At 46.2% G+C, this 20299-nt stretch carries 24 protein-coding genes; 12 read left to right on the top strand and 12 right to left on the bottom strand.

Features of this window, described 5'->3' with window-relative positions:
- Nucleotides 1-123: 123 nt before the first annotated feature.
- On the bottom strand, nucleotides 124-1440 hold the full coding sequence (locus tag H528_RS0103210; protein ID WP_022852907.1) for a TldD/PmbA family protein: 1317 nt from the start codon (nucleotides 1438-1440) through the stop codon (nucleotides 124-126).
- A 125-nt stretch (nucleotides 1441-1565) separates the two neighbouring features.
- Between H528_RS0103210 and H528_RS0103205 the strand changes: the two genes are divergently transcribed.
- From H528_RS0103205 to H528_RS13950, 7 genes are all read left to right on the top strand, one after another.
- Entirely contained in the window at nucleotides 1566-2861 is a 1296-nt protein-coding gene (locus H528_RS0103205) for an AICARFT/IMPCHase bienzyme formylation region (protein ID WP_022852906.1), read from the top strand.
- 72 nt (nucleotides 2862-2933) lie between these two features.
- Nucleotides 2934-3749 (top strand): hypothetical protein, encoded by an 816-nt coding sequence (locus tag H528_RS0103200; RefSeq protein ID WP_022852905.1) that lies wholly within the window; start codon nucleotides 2934-2936, stop codon nucleotides 3747-3749.
- 10 nt (nucleotides 3750-3759) lie between these two features.
- On the top strand, nucleotides 3760-4245 hold the full coding sequence (locus H528_RS0103195; RefSeq protein WP_022852904.1) for a hypothetical protein: 486 nt from the start codon (nucleotides 3760-3762) through the stop codon (nucleotides 4243-4245).
- Nucleotides 4224-4991 carry an alpha/beta hydrolase gene (locus H528_RS0103190; RefSeq protein WP_022852903.1) on the top strand — a complete coding sequence of 256 codons (768 nt, stop codon included), beginning with the start codon at nucleotides 4224-4226 and terminating at the stop codon, nucleotides 4989-4991. Before H528_RS0103195 ends, H528_RS0103190 begins: the two co-directional genes overlap by 22 nt.
- Nucleotides 4992-5004: 13 nt before the next feature.
- Nucleotides 5005-5511, top strand: a complete 507-nt coding sequence (locus H528_RS0103185; protein WP_022852902.1) for a BCAM0308 family protein — start codon at nucleotides 5005-5007, stop codon at nucleotides 5509-5511.
- 9 nt (nucleotides 5512-5520) lie between these two features.
- Entirely contained in the window at nucleotides 5521-5916 is a 396-nt protein-coding gene (locus H528_RS0103180) for a TraR/DksA family transcriptional regulator (protein WP_022852901.1), read from the top strand.
- A complete protein-coding gene (locus H528_RS13950) occupies nucleotides 5913-6866 on the top strand; it encodes a CDP-alcohol phosphatidyltransferase family protein (protein ID WP_022852900.1) in 954 nt (317 codons plus the stop codon). Before H528_RS0103180 ends, H528_RS13950 begins: the two co-directional genes overlap by 4 nt.
- On the opposite strand, the gene H528_RS0103170 is transcribed toward H528_RS13950, so the two are convergent.
- The 11 genes from H528_RS0103170 to H528_RS12445 all read right to left on the bottom strand — a co-directional run bounded on the left by H528_RS0103170 (nucleotide 6863) and on the right by H528_RS12445 (nucleotide 16961).
- Entirely contained in the window at nucleotides 6863-7330 is a 468-nt protein-coding gene (locus H528_RS0103170) for an N-acetyltransferase (RefSeq protein ID WP_022852899.1), read from the bottom strand. The two genes, H528_RS13950 and H528_RS0103170, sit on opposite strands and share 4 nt — an antisense overlap.
- The gene (locus tag H528_RS0103165; protein WP_022852898.1) at nucleotides 7327-8007 is read right to left on the bottom strand and encodes an SPOR domain-containing protein; all 681 of its coding nucleotides are present in this window, start codon (nucleotides 8005-8007) and stop codon (nucleotides 7327-7329) included. The genes H528_RS0103170 and H528_RS0103165 overlap by 4 nt, the downstream gene beginning before the upstream one ends.
- A complete protein-coding gene (gene argS, locus H528_RS0103160; RefSeq protein ID WP_022852897.1) occupies nucleotides 8007-9674 on the bottom strand; it encodes an arginine--tRNA ligase in 1668 nt (555 codons plus the stop codon). Before argS ends, H528_RS0103165 begins: the two co-directional genes overlap by 1 nt.
- The gene (locus tag H528_RS12470) at nucleotides 9671-10009 is read right to left on the bottom strand and encodes a hypothetical protein (protein WP_157608086.1); all 339 of its coding nucleotides are present in this window, start codon (nucleotides 10007-10009) and stop codon (nucleotides 9671-9673) included. The genes argS and H528_RS12470 overlap by 4 nt, the downstream gene beginning before the upstream one ends.
- Nucleotides 9960-10208 carry a CooT family nickel-binding protein gene (locus H528_RS0103150; protein ID WP_022852895.1) on the bottom strand — a complete coding sequence of 83 codons (249 nt, stop codon included), beginning with the start codon at nucleotides 10206-10208 and terminating at the stop codon, nucleotides 9960-9962. Before H528_RS0103150 ends, H528_RS12470 begins: the two co-directional genes overlap by 50 nt.
- Nucleotides 10209-10386: 178 nt before the next feature.
- Nucleotides 10387-11925 carry a methyl-accepting chemotaxis protein gene (locus H528_RS0103140; RefSeq protein WP_022852894.1) on the bottom strand — a complete coding sequence of 513 codons (1539 nt, stop codon included), beginning with the start codon at nucleotides 11923-11925 and terminating at the stop codon, nucleotides 10387-10389.
- A 1-nt stretch (nucleotide 11926) separates the two neighbouring features.
- Complete coding sequence (locus H528_RS12465) at nucleotides 11927-12862, bottom strand: hydrogenase small subunit (RefSeq protein ID WP_022852893.1); 936 nt, start codon at nucleotides 12860-12862, stop codon at nucleotides 11927-11929.
- 10 nt (nucleotides 12863-12872) lie between these two features.
- Nucleotides 12873-14255 carry a nickel-dependent hydrogenase large subunit gene (locus H528_RS13945; protein ID WP_022852892.1) on the bottom strand — a complete coding sequence of 461 codons (1383 nt, stop codon included), beginning with the start codon at nucleotides 14253-14255 and terminating at the stop codon, nucleotides 12873-12875.
- Between the two features lie 99 nt (nucleotides 14256-14354).
- A complete protein-coding gene (locus H528_RS13785; RefSeq protein ID WP_051132474.1) occupies nucleotides 14355-15239 on the bottom strand; it encodes an SPASM domain-containing protein in 885 nt (294 codons plus the stop codon).
- A gap of 180 nt (nucleotides 15240-15419) precedes the next feature.
- Nucleotides 15420-15803: a DUF5320 domain-containing protein gene (locus tag H528_RS14430; protein WP_022852891.1), complete on the bottom strand. Its 384-nt coding sequence runs from the start codon at nucleotides 15801-15803 to the stop codon at nucleotides 15420-15422.
- Nucleotides 15804-16271: 468 nt separating this feature from the next.
- Nucleotides 16272-16961, bottom strand: coding sequence for an RluA family pseudouridine synthase (locus H528_RS12445; RefSeq protein ID WP_022852890.1), 690 nt, complete (start codon nucleotides 16959-16961; stop codon nucleotides 16272-16274).
- Nucleotides 16962-17024: 63 nt separating this feature from the next.
- Here H528_RS12445 and H528_RS12440 point away from each other — a divergent pair, with 63 nt between their 5' ends.
- From H528_RS12440 to hrcA, 5 genes are read left to right on the top strand one after another with little or no spacing between them, the layout of a single operon-like run.
- Nucleotides 17025-17327: a LapA family protein gene (locus H528_RS12440; RefSeq protein WP_022852889.1), complete on the top strand. Its 303-nt coding sequence runs from the start codon at nucleotides 17025-17027 to the stop codon at nucleotides 17325-17327.
- Nucleotides 17324-18115 carry a YkgJ family cysteine cluster protein gene (locus H528_RS0103105; RefSeq protein ID WP_022852888.1) on the top strand — a complete coding sequence of 264 codons (792 nt, stop codon included), beginning with the start codon at nucleotides 17324-17326 and terminating at the stop codon, nucleotides 18113-18115. Before H528_RS12440 ends, H528_RS0103105 begins: the two co-directional genes overlap by 4 nt.
- The gene (locus tag H528_RS0103100; RefSeq protein ID WP_022852887.1) at nucleotides 18112-18747 is read left to right on the top strand and encodes a histidine phosphatase family protein; all 636 of its coding nucleotides are present in this window, start codon (nucleotides 18112-18114) and stop codon (nucleotides 18745-18747) included. The genes H528_RS0103105 and H528_RS0103100 overlap by 4 nt, the downstream gene beginning before the upstream one ends.
- Before the next feature lie 4 nt (nucleotides 18748-18751).
- Entirely contained in the window at nucleotides 18752-19234 is a 483-nt protein-coding gene (locus tag H528_RS13940) for a phosphate-starvation-inducible PsiE family protein (protein ID WP_022852886.1), read from the top strand.
- Between the two features lie 17 nt (nucleotides 19235-19251).
- On the top strand, nucleotides 19252-20286 hold the full coding sequence (gene hrcA, locus H528_RS0103090) for a heat-inducible transcriptional repressor HrcA (protein ID WP_022852885.1): 1035 nt from the start codon (nucleotides 19252-19254) through the stop codon (nucleotides 20284-20286).
- Nucleotides 20287-20299: the final 13 nt, after the last annotated feature.

The following is a 20299-nucleotide window of genomic DNA, read 5'->3' as shown; positions in this document are numbered from 1 at the left end:
ATAAACCAGCCTTTCAAAGAAGTTAAGCAATTTTTTGGAGACCTTTGCAAAATGGCAGAGATCAGCGTTGCAAGGTATTTTGCAAAGGTCTCCAAAATTCTTCATCGTTCAAAAATATAGACTTTAGCCACCTGCCAGATCCAGCTTACCTGTTAAAATGCTTGGGCTTCCTATGTTGCCATAAAAAGTCAGATCACTGCCAAGGGCCTCTATTCCTTTGAAAAGGCTAAAAACATCTCCAGATAACGCCATACCGGAGACAGGAATTTTTTCACCTTTGCGGTGCAAAAGGCCCGACACCCCGATGGAAAATTCACCAGAGATGGGATCAGCAGTATGCATTCCCAGCACTTCAAGGACTTCAAAGACCTCGGGAAGCTTATCAAAAAATCTTTCCCTGGGTGTTTCGCCTGGCTCTAAGTAGAAATTTGTAAGGCCAACTGTTGGTGGATTTTTGAAGTTAGCACGCCTGGCATTTCCTGTAGAACCCTGCCCGGCCTTTCTTCCCCAATAAGAATCAAACAAAAAGCCTTCAAGGCACCCCTCGCGTACCAGGTAGGTTTCCCGCTGAGCCACACCCTCATCGTCAAAAGGTCTGGTTCCCAGGGCTCCTAGTAAAAGGCCATTATCAACAATGCTTACAAAAGAAGGGAAAAGGCTTTGGCCAAGCTTGCCTGCCAGGGCTGATTTGCCTTTAAGCACGTTGTCTCCAGAAAGGGCCTCTGAGATGAGCTCAAGAAATTCAACAGCAATATGCGGAGGCAGAAGAATATGAACTTTTTGCGACGCAAGAGGTTTGGCCCCTAAGCGTGAGACCGCACGAAAAGCAGCGTTCTGAGCGATTTCTTCTGGAGAGATTTCCTCAGGGGTTAGCGCCGTACGCCATTCCCAGCCCATCTGGGCTTCAGCACCTGTCATGGCAACAACTACGGCCACTAAAGAAAAACCGCCATAAAACCAGGAAGCTTCAACACCTTTGCTATTGGCCATAAAAAGCCTTCCCTGACGGTGACTTAGCCCAACTTCCTGGATGCGCTTCACACGGCTATCATAGGAAAAGGCGGCTTCTTCCATTTGCTCAAGCAACATTAAGGCTTTTTCACTTGAGATTAATTCTTTTCTTGTAGGTTCGATCCCTGGATATTCCTGGGGCTCAGGGAATTCGTAATCGTCTTTTGGCATGGAAAGCGCCATTTCATAAGCCCTTTCTGCGGTAAAGACGAGATCGTCTGGATCAAAAGAAGTGGTGAAAGAAAAACCCAAGGAATGATTTTTGATAAGTCTTATGGCAACGCCTTTTTCAAGATATGGCTGAAAGGTTTCAAGCTTGCGGTCTTTTTTTTCAACTTTAAGCCCCTTTTCTTCAAAGGCGTATATTTCAAGCCCTTCAAGTCCTTTTGTCTTTCCCCAAGCCCAAAGGACATCTTTTAAGTTTTCCATGGCTTACTCCTTCTATACCTGAATGCAAGGCATTATAAAACGATTTGCTCCATAAAAATAGCATTTGAGAAAATTTCTAGTTTGAGGTAGGCCTATGTTTAGAAAAAATTAAAAGGAGGGGTCCCGTGAGCGAAGATATCAAAAAAATGTATCGTACCATTGTTGGGGATCATTTCCCTTCAGAAATCAAGCTTATTTTTGGAGACCAAACCCTTACTTATCGCAAACGCACCTGGAAAATCGAAGTGGAACCTGGAGTGATTGAAGAACGAGGCCTACGTTACGGAGAAAACCCCGACCAGGAAGCAGCCTTATACGAGCTTGTTGGCGGCAATTTAGTACTAGGAGAGTGTGAATACATCGAACCTGGCTGGGGGCTTGTTTCTTCCCTTTCCGAAGAAGACATGCTCCAGTTTGGGAAGCATCCCAGCAAAACCAATCTCACAGACGTTGACAATTCTTTAAACGTTTTGCGTTATCTTGCACGCAAACCTGCCTGTGTCATCGTAAAACACAACAACCCCTGCGGGGTAGCTCATGGCGAAACCATTGAAGAAGCTTTCATAAGGGCTTTCCGGGCTGACCGCATCGCTGCTTTTGGCGGGGCCATTGCCCTTAATCGCCCGGTGGACAAGGCCTGTGCTGAAGCCATTAGTAAAGAATATTTCGAGGTAGTGGCAGCCCCTGAGTACGAGGAAGGTGCGGTAGAAATCCTTAAAAAACGCAAAAACTTACGCATTATTCGTATTAAACGCATTGATCGCCTTGAGGAATACTGGGGCAAAAAGGTGGTAGAATTCAAAAGCCTTATGGACGGAGGCATCATAGTTCAGCAGTCGCAGGTAAATAAAGTAAGAGGCCCTGAAGACTTAAAGCCCGCCGTGGCCAAAAAACCAAACGGGGAAGAAGTGCGTTGCAAAAGGGAGCCCACCCAACGCGAAATAGAAGACATGATTTTTGGCTGGGCCGTGGAAATAGGGGTTACGTCTAACTCGGTTCTTTTTGTAAAAGATCTCTGCACAGTGGCGATTGGCACAGGAGAGCAGGATCGCGTGGGAGTCACTGAGATAGCAATTTTTAAGGCCTACGTAAAATATGCAGATCTTTTGTGTTATGACCGCTACGGTATCCCTTACAAACAGCTTGAGCTTGAAATAAGAAAAGGGCTGCGTCCTGAAGCCCAAAAAATAGAAATCGACGAAGAAACCAAGGCCAAAAGAGCCGGGCTTCCGGGCTCTGTTATGGTCTCTGATGCCTTTTTCCCCTTCAGGGATGCCGTAGATGTAGCCATAAAAGAAGGGATTTCTGCCATTATTCAGCCAGGAGGATCAATAAGAGACTGGGAATCAATTGAGGCATGCAACGAAGCTGATCCCCCGGTGGCTATGGTGTTTACCGGACAACGTGTGTTCAAGCATTAATTAAAAAAAGCGGGAGGGGTTCCTCCCGCTTTTAATGGACACATTCACTTTTCCATAGGATAATTTAGAAATATGCCAGTAAGCGTTGCTTTTATAAAAGAATTAGAAAACGTAGATCCACAGCTAAGGCGTGTTCTCCTAAACCTGCTTGAAGAGTTCGAACGCCAGCGCGAAGAGTCTGTTACTAAAAAAGAATTCAACGAATTAAAAGAAATAGTCAGAGACCTTGGAAAGTCAATCAAAGAGCTCACCGAGGCTCAGAAGCATATTGAAAAAAGGCTTTTAGACTTTGAGAAAAGAAATAACGAAAATTTTGCCAGGGTCTGGCAGTCTATTCAGGAACTCACTGAGGCTCAGAAAAAATCAGAAGAACGTATCAGTGCACTTGAAATTGCCGTAAAAGAGCTCACCGAAGCCCAGAAGCGTACTGAGCAAGAGATTGCCCAGCTAGTAAGGCGCATGGATGCCTTTGAAGTGCGTCTTGAAAGGGTAGAAGATCGTCTGGAAGGGATTTCTAATTCTGTGGGATATAGCCTTGAAAATAAAACTTACAAAGAGCTTCCGCGCCTTCTTAAGGATAGATATGGACTCAAGGTAGAAGGTCGTCTTATAAGACGTTATTTCCGCATCGGGCGCAAAGACATCCAGATAAATATTTATGGCAAAGCCAAGAAAAACACTAAAGAAATCCTTATTTTAGGGGAATGTAAGGTCCGCCCATCACGTAAAGAGATTTCTCGCTTTGAAAAATATGCTTCAAAAATTACGGAAAAAGAGGGCTTTTCTGAATCTTTACTGGTTCTCGTGGCCCATGATTTTTTGCCATCAATAGAAGAACTTTTAAAAGAAAGAAATATCGCTTACTTTTGGTCATACGAATTAGAATAAAGGAGAGATTGTGCCGTACGAATGGTTTCCACCTTCTAAAAAACACGAGCCCCGTTGGCCTGGCAAACTGGTTGAAAAAATTTCTCTTTCCAATGGGTTAGTGCTTGAAATTTGGGATTATTCCCGCCGTCTGGCAGGAGATCGCTGGTTGATTGGTATGCTTGCTCAAATAGTAGTCGAAGCACCCCCTCAAGCTTTCTCACGCAGGGAGCTCTACGAAGTTTTTTTGGACGAAGAAGAAGGTAAGGTGTATTATCGTTACCGTAAAGAACGCACCTTTATCGACGAAAGGGAAAAAGAAGCCATCTTTTCCCAGCTTAAGGAAAGGTTCTTGGAGGCTGCCCTTAGTTATCTCTCACATCCTAGCTTTCGTGAGCGCTTAATAGCCGCAGAAGTCGCCCTTTTTGAGCGGCGTAAAGCCTGGGAAGAACAAGTACGTCAAAGAGAAGAAGAATTAGAACGCCTGGAAGAAGAATGGAAAGACAGACCAATTTAACAGATTTAATTCCAAAAACCCCCTTGGAATCTCCCCCTCAGGGAGCAGAAGACGTGGTTATCCCCTTGCAAGGAGGTTCTTTACCTGCGCGTTTGTTTTTAGGCTCAGAAAAATCTCCGATTCTCTTTTTCTTTGTAGCGGAAAATGACGCGCTAGACCATTATCACGACTTTGCCGCGAATATCTTAGCTCACGATATCTCTTTGGTACTTATTGGCTACCGTGGGGCTCATGGATGTAGCGGAGAAGTCTCTTTTGAAAACATTTTTTCAGACGCCAAAGAGGCCTTTTTTGCACTTAGGGAGGCCCTTGCAAAGCGAGGACGAAAAGGCCCTGTTTCTCTTCTGGGAAGGTCTTTAGGAGCAGGGGTTGCCCTTTACCTTGCGGCTGAGATCCCTCATGAAATAACTGCCCTTATCCTTGATAGCCCTATCATTGATGGAAAAATGTGGCTTGCCAAGAGAAACTTAAATACTGAAAGCGACCCTTTCAAAATCCTTGAAAATTTAAAAAAATGGCGCAAACCTCTGCTTATTTTTCAGGCCCAACTAGATGAAGAAACCACCTTACCAGAGGCAGAAAAACTGCTTATCTTTTGTCCTGGGAGGAACAAAAGGCTTTTGATTATGCCGGGCTTTAAAAGGGAAGAAACCATTGAAAAAGGCGGCCCACTTTATGCAGAAACCATTGCAGAACTATTAAATCGCCTGGCAAGTCGTTTTGGACGCCGCCGCAAACTACATTAACGAGGAGGTCTCTATGAGCAGAAAAGGTAAAAAATGGATCACAGAGACCCAGGAATTTCAAACCACTGATGATCCCTATCTCCCTAAGAAATATCCTTCGGGAGAAGCCATATGTCCGCGCTGTCACGCCGTTTTTCGTGATAAACGCTGGCTAATTGACGAAGAATTTTACCAAGAGTTCAAAGACAGTGACCTTGTGCCAAAATATTTGTGCCCTGGTTGCCGCAAAGCCGTTGACCGTTATCCCATGGGGTATCTCTATCTTTCTGGTGAATTCTTTAATAAACATCGCGATGAGATCCTGAGGGTAATAAACAACGAATACGAAAGGGCCCGTAAAAATAACCCCTTGCAGCAAATTATCTCCATGTACGAAGAAGACGGAAGAACCGTTATTGAAACCACTACCGAAAATTTGGCCCAACGCTTAGGACGCGCTGTTTATCGCGCTTACAAAGGCGACCTAACCTTCAAGTGGTCAGAAGGCAACAAACTAGTGCGTGTTTACTGGCAACGTTAGGAGGATTTCATGGGTAAGCCCGAAAGACGTCCCCTTACCGAAGACGAAATCGAATACTTTAAAGAAAAATTGCTCAAGCGCAAAAAAGAACTCTGGCGGGAAGTGATAGAAACTCTGGAAAGAGAAGCAGCAGAAGAATATCAAGACTTAATACGTACGGTTAAAGAAGAAGAGGACCTTGCTTTGCTCAACTTACAGGAAGAAACCCTTTTGGGGTTGCTTGAGCCCAAAATACGTGAGCTTGAGGAGATAGACCAGGCCCTTTTGCGCATTGAGCTAGGGGAGTATGGCCGCTGTGTGGACTGTGGCAAATGGCTTCGCATCAAACGTTTAGAGATAATGCCATGGGCGGCACGCTGCCGAGAATGCCAGGAAAAATGGGAAAAGCTAAAAGCCATTGAATGAGAATTACTGCTAATCACCTTACTTTTTTGCGCATACTCCTTTTGCCTGTGCCTTGTTTGCTTCTCTATGGAGGGCCGGAAGCCAAAATCGCGGCTCTGGGGATAGGTTCTTTCTTGGGGCTTACTGACTACCTTGACGGAAAGCTTGCCCGCCGCCACGGAACCACTTCCCTTGGGGCCTTCCTGGACCCCATTGCAGACAAAATCTTCATCGTGACCCTCTACATTTTTCTTGCTCACCTTGGCTATCTCCCACTTTGGTTGGTAGGGGGCATAATCATTAGGGAAATTTTGCTCTCTTCCCTGCGGCGTAAAGTTTCCGGAGCGCTTCCGGTAAGCTGGCTTGGCAAAATTAAGACTACCATTCAGATGTTTGTAGCTGCATTGGTAGTGGCAGTTACTACCTTTCCTGCCTATGCCTTCTGGTTTCTTTTGACCTCTAGTGCCCTTCTACTTTTAGGGGCCTATTTTTCGCGCCTAAGGGGCTTACGTCTGGTCTTTGTGCTAGGAATGGCCTTTTCTCTTCCCTTTTTGGCGTACTTGGGCATCAGCCATTTGGTCCTGTTGCTAGGCATGGCAGCGCTTTTTATTACGTGGTTTTCTGGCTTTGATTATCTTAAAGCCGCAGCTCCCAAGCTCTCAAGAAGTGCTATTATAACCATCCTTCCAAGCCTATTTTTGCCAATATTGGTGTTGGCTCTTGCGCCCAAAGCAGGCGCATATTGGCCGCTTATCCCTATCATCATCACACTTCTTTTCGTACGCGAAGGATTCCTCACCCTTTACCCGGAAAAAGACGCTGAAAAAGCTTCCTGGGGGTATCTTGTCCTTACGCTACCAGGGCTTATCTCGGGAAAAATAGTCCCGGAAGTGCTTGCCTTTTTGTCAGTATGTTTGTTTTTTGAAGGTGGGTATCTCTTCTTGCGCGTACGCAAAAGGCTTTTCGGTTAGTCTTTTCCGTTCACCTGAATGACAAGCGCCTCTTCGTCGCATTCTGGAAACTTAGGGCATTTAACACAATCTGCCCAGACTTTATGGGGAAGCTCGCTCTTTTCAATATCCTCAAAACCAAGCTTGTGAAAAAATTCAGGGACGTTGGTAAGTACGAAGACTTTCGGGATCCCAAGCTTTTTGGCTTCTTCAAGACAGGCTTCTACCAACCTGACTCCTACTCCTTCGCCTTGATATTCTTCGCTTACTACCAAAGAACGAATCTCTGCCAGGTCTTCCCAGCAAATATGCAAGGCACAAGCCCCTGCAATGAGATCTTTCCCCTCAGGGGCAAAGACAAAAAACTCCCTGATGTTTTCATAGATTTCTGCAAGAGGGCGGGGGATTACCCGACCTGTCTTGGCAAAGTGGGTAATCAAGCGGTGGATGTCTCTTGCGTCGTGAATTCTTGCTTTGCGAATCATGGAACGGTTATCTTCTGGATGTAAAAGGCCTTTAGTTTCTCGCGCGCTTTTAATTTTTCTCCAAAAGCGCGCGCTTCTGCAAGGCTCTTGAATCTGCCTACGTAAACTCGATACCAGGTCCCCTTCTGCGGGAGAGTAACCCTTTTAACCAAAGCATCATAGCCTCGGTCTCTTAGGTAGCGCGCATATTTTTCTGCGTCTTTTTCGCTGCGAAGCGAAGCAACCTGAACCGCATAAAAGGTTTCAGGTTGCTTGGGCTTTTTGGAATCTTGAGGTCTTTCTTTTTTGGTAGCTGTTTTGGTTAGCTGTTTTTTAGGAGCAGGCTTAGTTGCCAGGGGACTAGTTTCTACTTTAGCAGTTTTTTCTTCTGGCTTAGTTTCTTCTTCCTGTTCGGGAAGAGTCTCTTTCGGTGTTTTTTCAGGGGCCAGCTCTTTTACCAGTGGAGGTGGTTTTACCTCTTCGTAAACCGGAGGTGGCTCTATTTTTTTCTCAGAAAGGGCTTTTTGGCTAACCGGAGATTCCATCGAAGCAATACGGCTTCCCATCATTTTTTGGCCAAAGTAAAACCCCAGCACAAACATCCAGAGAAAAAGGCATATCAGGAGCCCGAAAGTAAAAATAAGCCCGGGCCAACCAAGCTGAAACTGGAAGCGTTTTGTCTTAGTTTTTTTAGCCATTACATTTTCTCCGGAGCTGAGACTCCAAGCAAATTAAGGCCTGTTTTTATAACCTGTTTTACCCCTTTAGCAAGCACCAGCCGCGCTTTGGAAAGCGCTAAATCTTCACTTAAAAAGCGGTGCTTAGTGTAGTAATCGTGAAGGGCGGTAGCCAGGTCAAGCAAATAAAAGGTAAGAAGATGGGGCTCAAACTTTGCCGCCGCGGCTTCGATGGTATCAGGGAAATAATCAAGTAGCTTAAGAAGCGTAAAATCTTCGGGTTCTTTAAGCAGGGAAAGCTCTGCGTCTTCAGGTTTAGGCGGAGTTATATTTTCTTCATGGGCCTTGCGGAAAAGGCTTGCCAGGCGCGCATGGGCATATTGCACGTAATAGACCGGATTTTCCCGACTCTGTTTTTTGGCAAGCTCTACATCAAAATCAAGGGGGCTATCAGCGCGTCTGGTAAGAAAAATAAACCTGGTGGCGTCTTTTCCCACTTCGTCTATTAACTCCCGCAGGGTTACGAACTCCCCGGCCCTGGTAGACATGCTCTTAAGCTTGCCGCCTTCTAAAAGGTTTACCATCTGGATGAGAATGACCTTTAGGCGGTTTTCATCAAGGCCAAAGGCCTTGATAACAGCTTTGAGCCTTGGAATATAGCCGTGGTGATCAGCGCCCCAAATATCAACCACTTCATCAAAACCACGGGTAAAAAACTTGTTAAAGTGATAGGCGATATCTGAGGCAAAGTAGGTAGGCTCTCCTGTAGCCCTTATTACCACGCGGTCTTTTTCATCCCCGAACTCAGAAGCCTTAAACCACACAGCCCCTTCTTTTTCATAAAGGAGCCCTTTTTCTTTAAGAAGTTTAAGGGCCTTATCAACCTGGCTTGAATCGTAAAGAGTTTTTTCTGAAAACCACTCGTCGTAACGAACGCCAAAGTCTTCGAGGTCTTTTTTGATTCCATTAAGGATTTCCCTGACTGCAAATTCTCTGGCAAGAGAAATTGCCTTTTCTTCAGGAAGATTTAAAAGGCCTGGTTCTTTTTCAAGGAGTTTGCGGGCAATGTCTTTTATGTACTCTCCCCGGTAGTGATCTTCAGGGAATTCGATCTTTTCGCCACTTATTTCTTTGGCCCGCAAATAAACTGAGCGGCCAAGGATCTGCATTTGACGACCAACGTCGTTTATGTAGTATTCCTTGACCACTTGAAACCCCGCAAAGGAAAGGATACGGCTCAAAGTATCCCCCACCGCAGCTCCCCGGCCGTGGCCAATGTGTAAAGGCCCCGTAGGGTTTGCAGAGACAAACTCAACCTGAATTTTGCGCCCTTCCCCCAAGGGCACCCGGCCATAGTTTTCACCGTGTTTTTCGATAACCTTGGGAACCTGTTGCCAGTATTCCGGGGCAATAAAAAAGTTAATGAAACCAGGGCCTGCGACTTCTATCTTGGCAAAGAGATCTTTTTTAGGGGAAAGCCTTTCTACAAACCAGGAGGCAAGCTCACGAGGGTTGCGTTTAGCTTGCCCTGCAAGGCTCAAGGCGATGTTAGTGGCATAATCGCCATGGGCTTCTATTTTTGGGGGTTCAACCTGAAAGCGCAGCTTTATCCCTTCGGGCAATACCCCGGCATCCTGGGCCTCTTTGGCTATCTTTTTTAATTCTTGGGCGATGATTTTGGCTATCATGACTTAAGCGTAACGTCTCTGGTGAAGTCTGGACAGCGAAAGGGGCTTCCTGTGTCCCTGGTAAAGCGTTTTTGACAAGTTTCACGCCAAGCACACACCGCACATAAAGCCAACTCTTCGGCCAAAGAACCGGATTCTTCGATAACTTTGGCCTCAGCTATTTTTAGCCTGGCACTCCCTACGAGAAGGGACGCTTCTTTTAGTTTGGCAGCAAGTTTGGGTTTCCCTTCTTCTTTTAAACGCTCAGCTAAGCTTTCCATTTCTGAGGCCTGTTTCGCTAAGGCCTCATCCCATGCAGGTAGTAGCTTTTGAAGTTTCTGCTCTGTTTCGCTCATTTGGGCTTCCGCCTTTTGGTTTTATGGTGACTTTGCTTTTCAAGAAATCAATGGAAACAATTTCGCCTTTGATTGTTTTTGGTTCTGCAAAAAAAGACTTTAACACAATTTCGTCTTCCTTGATGTCGATTTCTACCACGTCTTTCATTATTTCTTTTTCCTGGCCGTTTTCCAGGAGAAAGATCTTTGCCTGGCACATAAGCACCTCCTTTGGCTAAAAAAATGCGCCTGAAAGCGGTTGTCAAGGGGAAAAACCTTAGATGTCCAGAATTCTCGAAAAAATGGCAAGAAATCTTTTCAAATTTCCCAGAGGGGGTCCGTTCCCATTTTTCTGACCGAAAAATAGGAACGGATCCACACAAGGCTCGATAGAAAAATCAGCCTCTCAATTTCTCGCTTTCTTTTACCAGCTGAGAAAGACGTGCCACAGCTACTTCTAAAGAGGCAGCGATTTCCTCAAGGCTTGCCACGACTTTTTTATTCTCCTGGGCAGCGACATAAATTTCGTCCAGGTCTTTTTGGGCAAAACTTCCCACCTCACGGCTTAACTCACCCATACGGCGGACAGCTTCGTCAATAAAACGAACCTCTTCCGCCAACCTGTAAAAGAACTCTTCGATTTCAGAGGCTAGTTTGCGACCGGTTTCTGCCTCTTTAACGCTTTCTTCCATGGTGGAAACCGCAGTATCTACCTCACCACTTATAGACGAAAGGATTTTGTCTATTTCTTCTGTAGCTTTACGGGTATTCCGGGCAAGTTCTTTTACTTCATTGGCCACCACCACAAAACCCTTGCCGGCTTCTCCTGCACGTACGGCCTCTATGGTGGCATTTAAAGCAAGTAAATTGGTTTTGTCGGTGATGTCCTGGATCATGGCAAGAATACGGGAAATTTCGCCGGAAAAACCAGCAAGTTTTTCAAGATTCTGGGAAACATTTTCCACTGCCCCGGAAAGATTCGAAATACCCTTTTCTACCCGATGAATGACTTCTTTGCCCTGTTCCACGGTCTCTACCACCCGGGATACCGCGCCTTCTACTTCTTGTGAGGTATTGACCACTTGGCCAATATCTTTAGCCATTTCTTTGGCTTTGAGCGCTTTTTCTTCCTGTATAGCAGCAGTTTCTACGATAAAAGCTGTCTTATCTACCACTTCTTGGGTGCGTAAGGCCACTTCCTGCCCTGAAGAAGTCATGTTTTTCAAAAGATTCGCTAAGTCTTTTACCAAACGATTCAAGTAGCGCCCCATCTGGCTTATTTCGTCCTGGCCCTTTTCGTGAAAACGATGAGAGAGATTGCCAGAAGAGATGGCTTCTACCCCTTTGCGAAATCGAAGAAGGGGTCTATCCACCGAAAAAATAAAAACCAGTGAAGAAATCACAAAGGTAACGACAAAGACCAAGACAGCCACAAAGAGGCCTTTTTCTTTAAGGGATCGAGCGGCATAAAGTGTGCCTTTATCGTAAGAGAGGAGAAACTTTGAATTTATTTCTCCTTCCTTCCATCCTGGATGGCATACCGTGCAATATGCCGTGGTCTTAACTGGAATAACTTTCACAAAATATTTGCTTTCAAGACTGGCTAATTGAGAAGGGGTATATACCTTGCCAAGGTTTTCTTCTTTTGATGAATAAAGGACTTTCCCTTCAGGAGAAAGTAGCGAAAATTCATGGATATCTTTATCTTTGGCGACTTCCTTAAGAATATGGGCAAAAGTTTCCATATTGCCTTTACGCAAGGCATCCACCGCACCCACCGTGCTCATATATGTCATTTCTTTTACCATTTGCGTCATGCCGCTTTCGTAAAGGGCTGCAATTTTTTGGTTGGCTACCCAGTAAATAGCCAGGAATACCGCGGCGTTTAGTAAGAATAACCCCAGTATCCTTTGCTTTATGCTAAGGTTTAAAACCATTTTACGCCTCCTCCCCGAACACTGTTTTGGGCTGTAAACGTTTTGGATTTTGATAGATACCCTTTTGCGGGTCCCAGGGAAAACCAGGGTGGGCGCAACCGATACATGGCGTATAGGCGTTCACACACCACCTGGCCCCACCATTCCACGGCCGAAGAGGACAGTCCGCATAAGTACGCGGACCACGGCAACCAAACCGAAAAAGGCACTTCCCTGGCTCAGAAAGCTTAAGCGTGTATTTATCCTCATTAAAGAACCGAAAATACTGGCAGTGTTCGTGGTTATAGCGTGCATAATAAGCCTTTGGTCTTTTTTTCTCATCAAGGGGTGGAAGTTTGCCAGTGGCGGCAAAATAGGCCACCGTGCCCATAAAACGCCAGGGAGGCAACGGGCAGCCGGGAAGGCGCACGTAATCTTTCAAAAGCCCTTTTCTCCCTGCAAATTCTATCACCGAGACCGCACCTGTTTCTGGCGAAGCCGCAGACACCCCTCCAAAAGCCGCACATGTACCACAGGCAATAAGTAGTTTGGCCCTTGGCAAAAGCTCTTCTAAAACCTGGTTCATGGTGCGTTCACCAACGCGGCAGGCCTCTGGCATCCCTTGAGGCACAGCGCCTTCAAAGCAAAGCACAAACTCTCCCTGAGCTGCCACTTCTGCAATAATCTCTTCGTAGGCCTTGCCCTGTGCGGTGGAAAGAAGGGGATGGCTCATAAGGTCCAGAAAAGCTCTTGAAAAATCAAGAAACAGGGGATCCTCGGAGAAAAAAAGACTTATACTTTCGCCGCTGCAGCCAAGCCCGGAAAGCCATATCACCCTTAACTTGCCTTGTTTTAAAAGTTCAAAACCCCGGGCAATAGCGCTGGTAAATCTTGTGGAACCAAAAAGCCCAATAGAAATAGATGCGCAATAGCGCAAAAATTCTCTTCTGGTAGGCATAACGTCCTCCTTAATGCACACTGCAAGCCATACAGGGATCAAAGCTTCGCACCACCCGGCCAACTTCCCGTAAATCCGAAGAAACTTTAAGGCCAATCAAAGCCTGCTCCACAGGCCCCGGGATCCCTGAAGCATCTCGAGGCGAAAAATTCCAGGTGGTGGGAGTAATCACGTTGTATTGTGACACACGTCCCTGCGAAACTTTGATACGGTGCAGGAGGTCTCCACGGGCAGCCTGCGAAAAAGCGGTGTTTTCCCCCGAGATGTCAGCCTCTGGATCAACGTCAACCATATTGGGAGCATCAGGGTCTATTCTTTCCAGGCACGCAAGGGCGTGCTTTAAAAGGACTTCGGCTTCAAGGGCCCGGGCAAGGTGTCTTCCCATTACGGAAAAGGCTGCTTCTTCTGGCTGGCCAAGGCCTTTTAATTCTGCTATCAGGCGTTCTTTAAGCCCTGGCGTAAGCCAGAGGCGCCCAAGGGGCGTAAGCTCCATGGGTCTTCCACCGTATCGAGGGGCCTTAACCCAAGAATAGCCTTCTTCTTTTTTGGGAAAGGGACGATCGTCCCGATAGTAAGAGTATTTTGTGTCTTCAAAGATGTTTTTGGGATCAAAGGGCTCTTTTTGGCCGTTTAAATAAACACCCGGCGCAAAAACAGGCTTTGAAAGGGCCTTAAGGCCACCAAAGGCCAGGAGATTTCCTGGCCCTTTGCCCACAGAAAAATAAGCTGGAAAACTTCTGGCGAGCCTTTTTACGTCAGGAAGATAAACTTCCTTTACGAAGTTGAGTAAAAGTGCGGTATTTTCACGGGCGCTAAAAATCTCCTCCGCAGTAGGCCTGGTGGTGAAGCCTCCTGGGAAAATACTGTGCCCGAAAGGGACTTTTCCGGTAAAAACAGCCATGGCCCGTCCGCCTCGAGCTACCATCTCAAGAGAACGAGAGTAGCTTTCAAGGTAGTGCCTGACTTCCTGGCTGGATTTTATGGAGTCTGGAAAGCAGCCATTCTGTAGAAAGAAGGGGGCATCTTTTGCGAGAGAAAAATCCACGTAATCAGGAAGTGTCATCTGGTAAAAGTGTATCAGGTGGTCACAGGTGAGATGGAGACCAAGCACCGCATCAAACATGTAACGGGCATTTGGAGGTGGCTCCACCCGATAGATTGGGGCGAGAGCTCTCGCCGCAGCAATGCCATGGGCCTCGTGACACACGCCACAAAGGCGTTGCACAATACGCACGGCATCAAGTGGTCTTCGCCCGCAGAGAATCTTTTCAATTCCCCGATAAGTTTCTCCTATTGCGCGAGCGTCTTTGACCCTTCCGCCATCAAGAACAACATCTACCTTAAGATGCCCTTCTATACGCGTTAATGGCGCAATGGTACTCTTGTGTAGCATCTGCCCTCCTGCCCTAATTTAAGAATTTTCTGCTTTAGAATTTTTTATCGACGAATAGATTTTTTCCTTGAGTAGACGTTTGTTACAAAAGTATTTCGCCTAAACTCCAAAGGCCTTGTAGCAGGTGCGGCAGGGGGAAGGTAATTCCGGGATTTCAAGCACCAGGGATTGATAAAGCGCCTGTTCTCGTCGTTCAAAAGTCAGGCGAAAATCCCGATAAACCTTTTTATGCCAAATTTTTTCAAAAGGCTCGTCCTTTAAGGAACCAAAATATACCTTGGGGACTAAAAGTTCATTGCCGTTAAAAAAGCGAGGGATATGGCTTTCTTTGGTGGGTAAGTGAAGATAGACACAGGGGCTTATTTTTCCCTCTACCGTGACAAAACATGAATTGGTAGGATTTTCCGCGCAAACAAGGACCTCTTCTGGCTTGCAATTTTTGACTACCAATTTAACGCCTGTTTTTTGAGCCGTCTCTTGGGCCTTTTCGACGAATTTTGAGTATTTAGTATTTGTTTCCCGGAGAAAAACGGCTTTTTCGGCGAGCTCACGGGAAGGAATATAATCAAGATTGTTGGCAATTACCTCATCAACCCCGCATTCCTGCGCCAGAAGGACTAAATCCGGGAGTTCTTCTATGGTGTCGGTAAGCATAATAGTAGCAAACACAAGCTTTGGCCGCGAAGACTTCTGGGCAATGAGCTTTACCTGGGCAAGAATATCCTTAAGGCTAGTCTTTCGAAGACGCTTGTGTTTTTCCTCTTTGGCACTGGCAACAGAGATGGCAAGATAATCAAGGCTTTCAAGGCACGGGATGAGTTTTTCTAGCAATATCCCGTTAGTGGTAAGTCCTACACGCGTAAAATGTGCCGCATAAGAAATAAAATCAAGGACTTTGGGATGGAGCAAAGGTTCTCCCCATCCCTGTAAATGAACAAAATCAAAGGCAGAGAAAGGTATCCTTTGAAAAAGGGTAAAATCCATGTGTGTGTTGCCACTGATCAAAAAATAGATGATGAGGACACATGAAACACCTGAGTTGGCAAAAAGTCGAAATCTCTATCTGAGCGGAACGTAATTTGGGACGGACAACGCGTCCTAAAAGGCGCTTTATAAAGCTATACATGAGAGAAAGCGGAAGGCCCTTCAGGCCTTCCGCAAAGCTTATTCTTCTTTTCCTTCACTAGTAAGTTCTTCTTCGATCTCTTTTAAGCGTTCCCGGTAAAAGGCTGCTTCTTCCTCAAGAAAGGCCTTTTTTTCTTCGGGGCTTAAGCTGGCAAGCCAGCGCCGAAAGCCCCAACCTGGGCCGAAGCCACCAAAGAAACGCCAACACCAGCCTCGCTCCCATCCTCTACCCCAACCACGGCCCCATCCACGACCGCGGCCACGACCAAATCCTCCTCGCCAACCAAAACCCCAGCGAAAGCCCCTTCCAAAACCCGGGCCAAAAGACTCAAGAAGCCTGCGGCCTTCTGGGGTGCACCTGCCTAAACCCCTTCCTGTCATGGGACCTTCTCCCAAAGGTCCAGTTCTGTCTAGTCCTGGCATGGCCAACCTCCTCACGGTGGATTCGCAAATAAGTTAACCTTCATGCAACTCAGTGTCAATAACAATTGATTTTTAGGGACTGGCCATTTTTATGAAAAGAGACCTTTGCAAGGATCCGTTCTCATTTTTCGGGAGAAAAGCGGGAACGGATCCGGTAGTTGTGCTTGCAACACTGCTCGTAGCAATTTTGCAAAGATTTCGAAAAATTTTATCTGTGAAGCCTTCGCTTGCCCCTCATTACTTAGGATCAAGATGACAACTTATGAACTTGCATGCTGGAGAAGCGTTAGCGACCAAAGCATCCACACCCCCACCTTGTCGTGCTGAGGGCCCGTTGGGCCCGAAGCATCTAAGGTTCGATTAGTGTATCCCTTCGCCTGTAGCTCAGGGCAGGTTCTTCGCCTACGGATCAGAAGATTAGGTTTAGAGCCTCCTAATAGCAGGTGTTAACGAAAGAATTGCTGGCTATTACTCGCTTTTTGGCCATGGAATTCCTTGAGGAGGTAAAAACTCCCTGGGCCAATAAAAAGGAAGCCCTGCCTCAAACTTCATGATTTCATCCCTGGTAGGATGTGGGAAAACAATACGCCAGGCATGCAACAAAATGGCCCTTCCGAAATAGACACGCTCTTTTGAACCGTACTTGATATCTCCTACAATGGGATGTTTGCGCGCGGCAAGCTGGACCCGTATTTGGTGTTTGCGTCCGGTAAGGGGCTGAACCAACAAAAGAGACTTCTTCCCTTTTTTGAGAAGCCTGAGAAAAGCAAGGCTTGCCTCCTTGCCCTTGGAAGAGACATAGGCTCGCCTCTTTTTTTCGTCCCAGGCAAGACGGTCCTGAAACACGCCTTTTTCAGGAGGGATACCATGCACCACGGCAAGATAGTGCTTTTTGACTTTCTTTTCGCGAAAGGCCTTGGAAAGCCGCTCAGCAGCCTTTGATGTTTTGGCAAAAACCACCACCCCTGAGGTCACCCGGTCTAGCCGATGCACCAGGCCAAGATAGACGTTTCCGGGCTTTTGGTATTCTTCTTTCAGGTATTTTTTGACCATGGCAAAAAGAGACATGTCTCCTGTTTGGTCTCCCTGAACCAGGAGCCCCCCAGGCTTTTCCACCACCAACAAATGATTATCTTCGTAAATAATTAAATCCTTCATAGGAAAGCTTTTTCATATTAGAATCTTTTGCAAAATTTTAGAAGCCCAAACAGGAGACTAACCATGGAAATTTACCTTATTTTGGCTGCGGTCCTGGGAATCTTTATTGCAGTTTTTGCCATCCAAAACGCAGCGCCTGTAACGGTAAAGTTCCTTGTCTGGCAGTTTGAAAGTTCGCTGGCTGTTTTGATAATCATTGCCATATTGGCCGGTATGTTACTGGTACTCCTTATCTCCATCCCTGGAAGGATTAAAAGGCGTAAAGAGCTTTTTGATAAACAGCGAAAAATCCGCGAACTCGAAAAAAAACTAAAAGAACTTGAAAAGGCCCAGACAAACCAATCCACCCAGGAGGCCGCTAAGTGATCGGTTTAATGCCTGTTAAACTAGACGTAGCCCTTGAAGAAAAAAAGCTCCTCTTAAAAGGACTTTACGAAGTTTTTGAAGAAGAGGCCGGTAAATTTTCTTTTGTTTGTGAGCCAGGGTGTGCAGATTGTTGCACGGTAAATGTTCTCGCCACCGGCATAGAAGCCCTTAACCTATTAGACTCGCTTTCTTCAGAAGAAAAAAAGCGCTGGCAGGATAGGCTTAAGCCTTATCAGGGAAAGGAACGTTTGCGCCCGAAGGTAACCCCCAATGAAATGGCTGCCCTTTATATGGCTGGCAAGGAGCCTCCACTTGATGAAGGCTTTTGCTTTGAGCCCTGTCCCTTTCTTGATACCAAAGGCCTTTGCCAAATTTATGAAATGAGGCCGCTTTCTTGTCGTACTTTTTTTTCGCTTAAACGCTGTCGCGAAGAAGGTGAGGCCGTGGTGCCCCCGGAGTTTTTTTCTCTTACCATGGTATTTATGCAGCTTCTTGAAGAAATAGACCTTGCCGGCCTCTACGGCAATTATATCGACCTCTTGCTCTTTTTCTTCGAAAAAGAAGGTAAAAACCCTGAAGAACTCGTTATCCCCCCGGAGCTTTTGGCTAATCGCGAAGCACCGGATTTTGCCATCCCGCCCCAACACGAAGATTACCTCAGGCCTATTTTGGGGAGGCTTTATCGCCACCCTGTAAAGGACAAGACCTTCAAAGACTTGCTTGATGAAGTGAAAGAAAAAATTAAGCCTAAAGAGGCCTTGAGTTTCCTTGGAGAAGCTTTTTCATGAAGCCTACACGGCTTATCTTGATACGCCACGGAAAAGTTAGCGGCCGCCCAGGGGTCCTTTACAGCCAGCATGATATTCCGCTTGCCCCTGAAGGCATAAGGCAAAGCGAATTACTTGTAAAAAACCTGGAAAAGTTGCCCCTTGCTGCGGTTTACGCAAGTGACCTCTCACGGGCCAAATACCCCGCCGAACTGCTGGCCCAGAAAAAAGACCTTCCCCTAATTGTCCGTAAAGAGCTACGCGAAATTGATTTTGGAGCCTGGTCAGGCAAGTCTTACGATGAGCTTTTAAAGATTCCAGCTTTTCAAGAAAGGCTTAAGGACCCAAGCAAGATAAAACCTCCTCAAGGTGAAACTTTAAAAGACTTAAGGGAAAGGGCCCTTTCAGTGATTAAAGAGGCATGCGAGAAGTTTTCCGGTGAAAACGTTGTTTTTTTTACCCACGGCGGCCTGCTACGGGTGGTAATCCTTTGGGCGCTTGGGGCTTCCCTTAAAAATTTCTTCCGTCTTCAGATTGACTACGGCGCCATCAATCTTATTGATTTTTATACGGAAGATCCTCTGGTTCGTCTGGTCAATGCCCCTTACGATCTAGACCCTGAAAAATTAAATAGTAATTCCTGGCTGGTCTAAGGCCATGAAAACGACAAAAAAGAAATCAGTTCTATTTGATTTTTACGATCGTATCGAAATAGGGCTTTATACCCTTCTTATTCTTTCGCTGGTTTTAGCGGTTATTTTTATCTTTTTTGAGATTTTTACCTCATGGTGGCACTATTTAAAGGAAGGGCACCCCATCTACTTTGTTTTTTTCGTATTGGATAGAGCCCTTTTGGCCTTGATGCTCCTTGAAATACTTCACACCATCAAAATTACCCTTAAAGGCTCGATTAAACTTGCCATAGAACCTTTCTTGATGATCGGTATCATTGCTTCTGTGCGGAGAATATTGGTTCTTTCGGTAGAAATCGCCCATCCACCAGAAGGAAAAGTTGTAACAGAGACTATTTTTAAACATTATATGCTTGAGACGGCTCTTCTTATTGTTTTGATTCTTTCTTTTGTGGCGGGTATTATTATTCTGAGACGCTGCTTTAGTACAGGCACTGGAGTAAAATAGCAGCAATTGGGGCTAAAATGTTTGAAGCATTCGAACTGTCAGAAAGATACCGCCAGGTCCTTACCATTGTGGTGGAAGACTACATCCGCCACGCTGAGCCTGTGGGCTCGCGCACGGTCTCAAAGCGCCTTAGGCCTCCTCTTTCGCCGGCCACCGTACGCAACATCATGGCGGATCTCGAAGAACTGGGCTTCTTAACCCAGCCCCATGTCTCTGCCGGGCGCATCCCCACAGAAGAAGGCTTTCGCTACTACGTAGAAAACTTGCTTGAAGCCGAGCCCTTGCCTGAAAACATCCGCGAACGCATCGAATTAGCCTTTGCAAGCGAAGAAATCGAAGATTTATCAGAATTATTGCGTCTGGCCTCAAAACTTCTCACCCAGATGACGGGTTTTCCTTCAGTGGTTTCTGCCCCCAAAATCGGGACCGAACGGCTCCTCAAGATTGACTTTGTCTTCCTGGGCAGAGGCCTTGTGCTGGTGGTGGCAGTGACCGAAGGTGGCATTGTGGTTAACCGCCTGCTCAAGGTACCGCGAAGTGTCACGCAAAAATCTCTTGAGCGTCTAGCTGAATACCTGAACTACAAGTTGCCCAGGCTCACCCTTGAAGAAGCAAGGGACGAACTCCTAAAAGAAATCGAAGCTGAGCGCAAGTTCTTAGAGAAGCTATTTGCCGAACTCGAAGAAGAAGAGAAAGAAAAAACAGAACCTATTGTCGAGGGGCTTTCAAAACTCCTTGATATTCCTGAGTTCAAAGACGTAAACCGCCTGAAAGAATTGCTAGCTGCCTTTGAAGAAAAAAATATTTTCCTCAAAGTTATTGAACGTTGCCTGGGCAGCCACGGAGTACAGGTGCTTATTGGCTCTGAAACAGGGCTTGGCAGCCCCCGCAACTTAAGCGCCGTGGCCTCTCCTTATGGGAAAAATCACCCCATGGGTGGCCTTGCAGTTATCGGCCCTATCCGTATGGATTACTCCAAAGTGGTCCCGGTTGTTGACTATACTTCAAAGATTGTCTCCCACCTTCTGGACAAGTTTATCCCGCGTACTTAATTTTTCGTTCGAG

The sequence above is a fragment of the Thermodesulfatator atlanticus DSM 21156 genome, from assembly GCF_000421585.1.
GTDB lineage: Bacteria > Desulfobacterota > Thermodesulfobacteria > Thermodesulfobacteriales > Thermodesulfatatoraceae > Thermodesulfatator > Thermodesulfatator atlanticus.
This window is presented reverse-complemented; position numbering and strand designations above follow the sequence as displayed.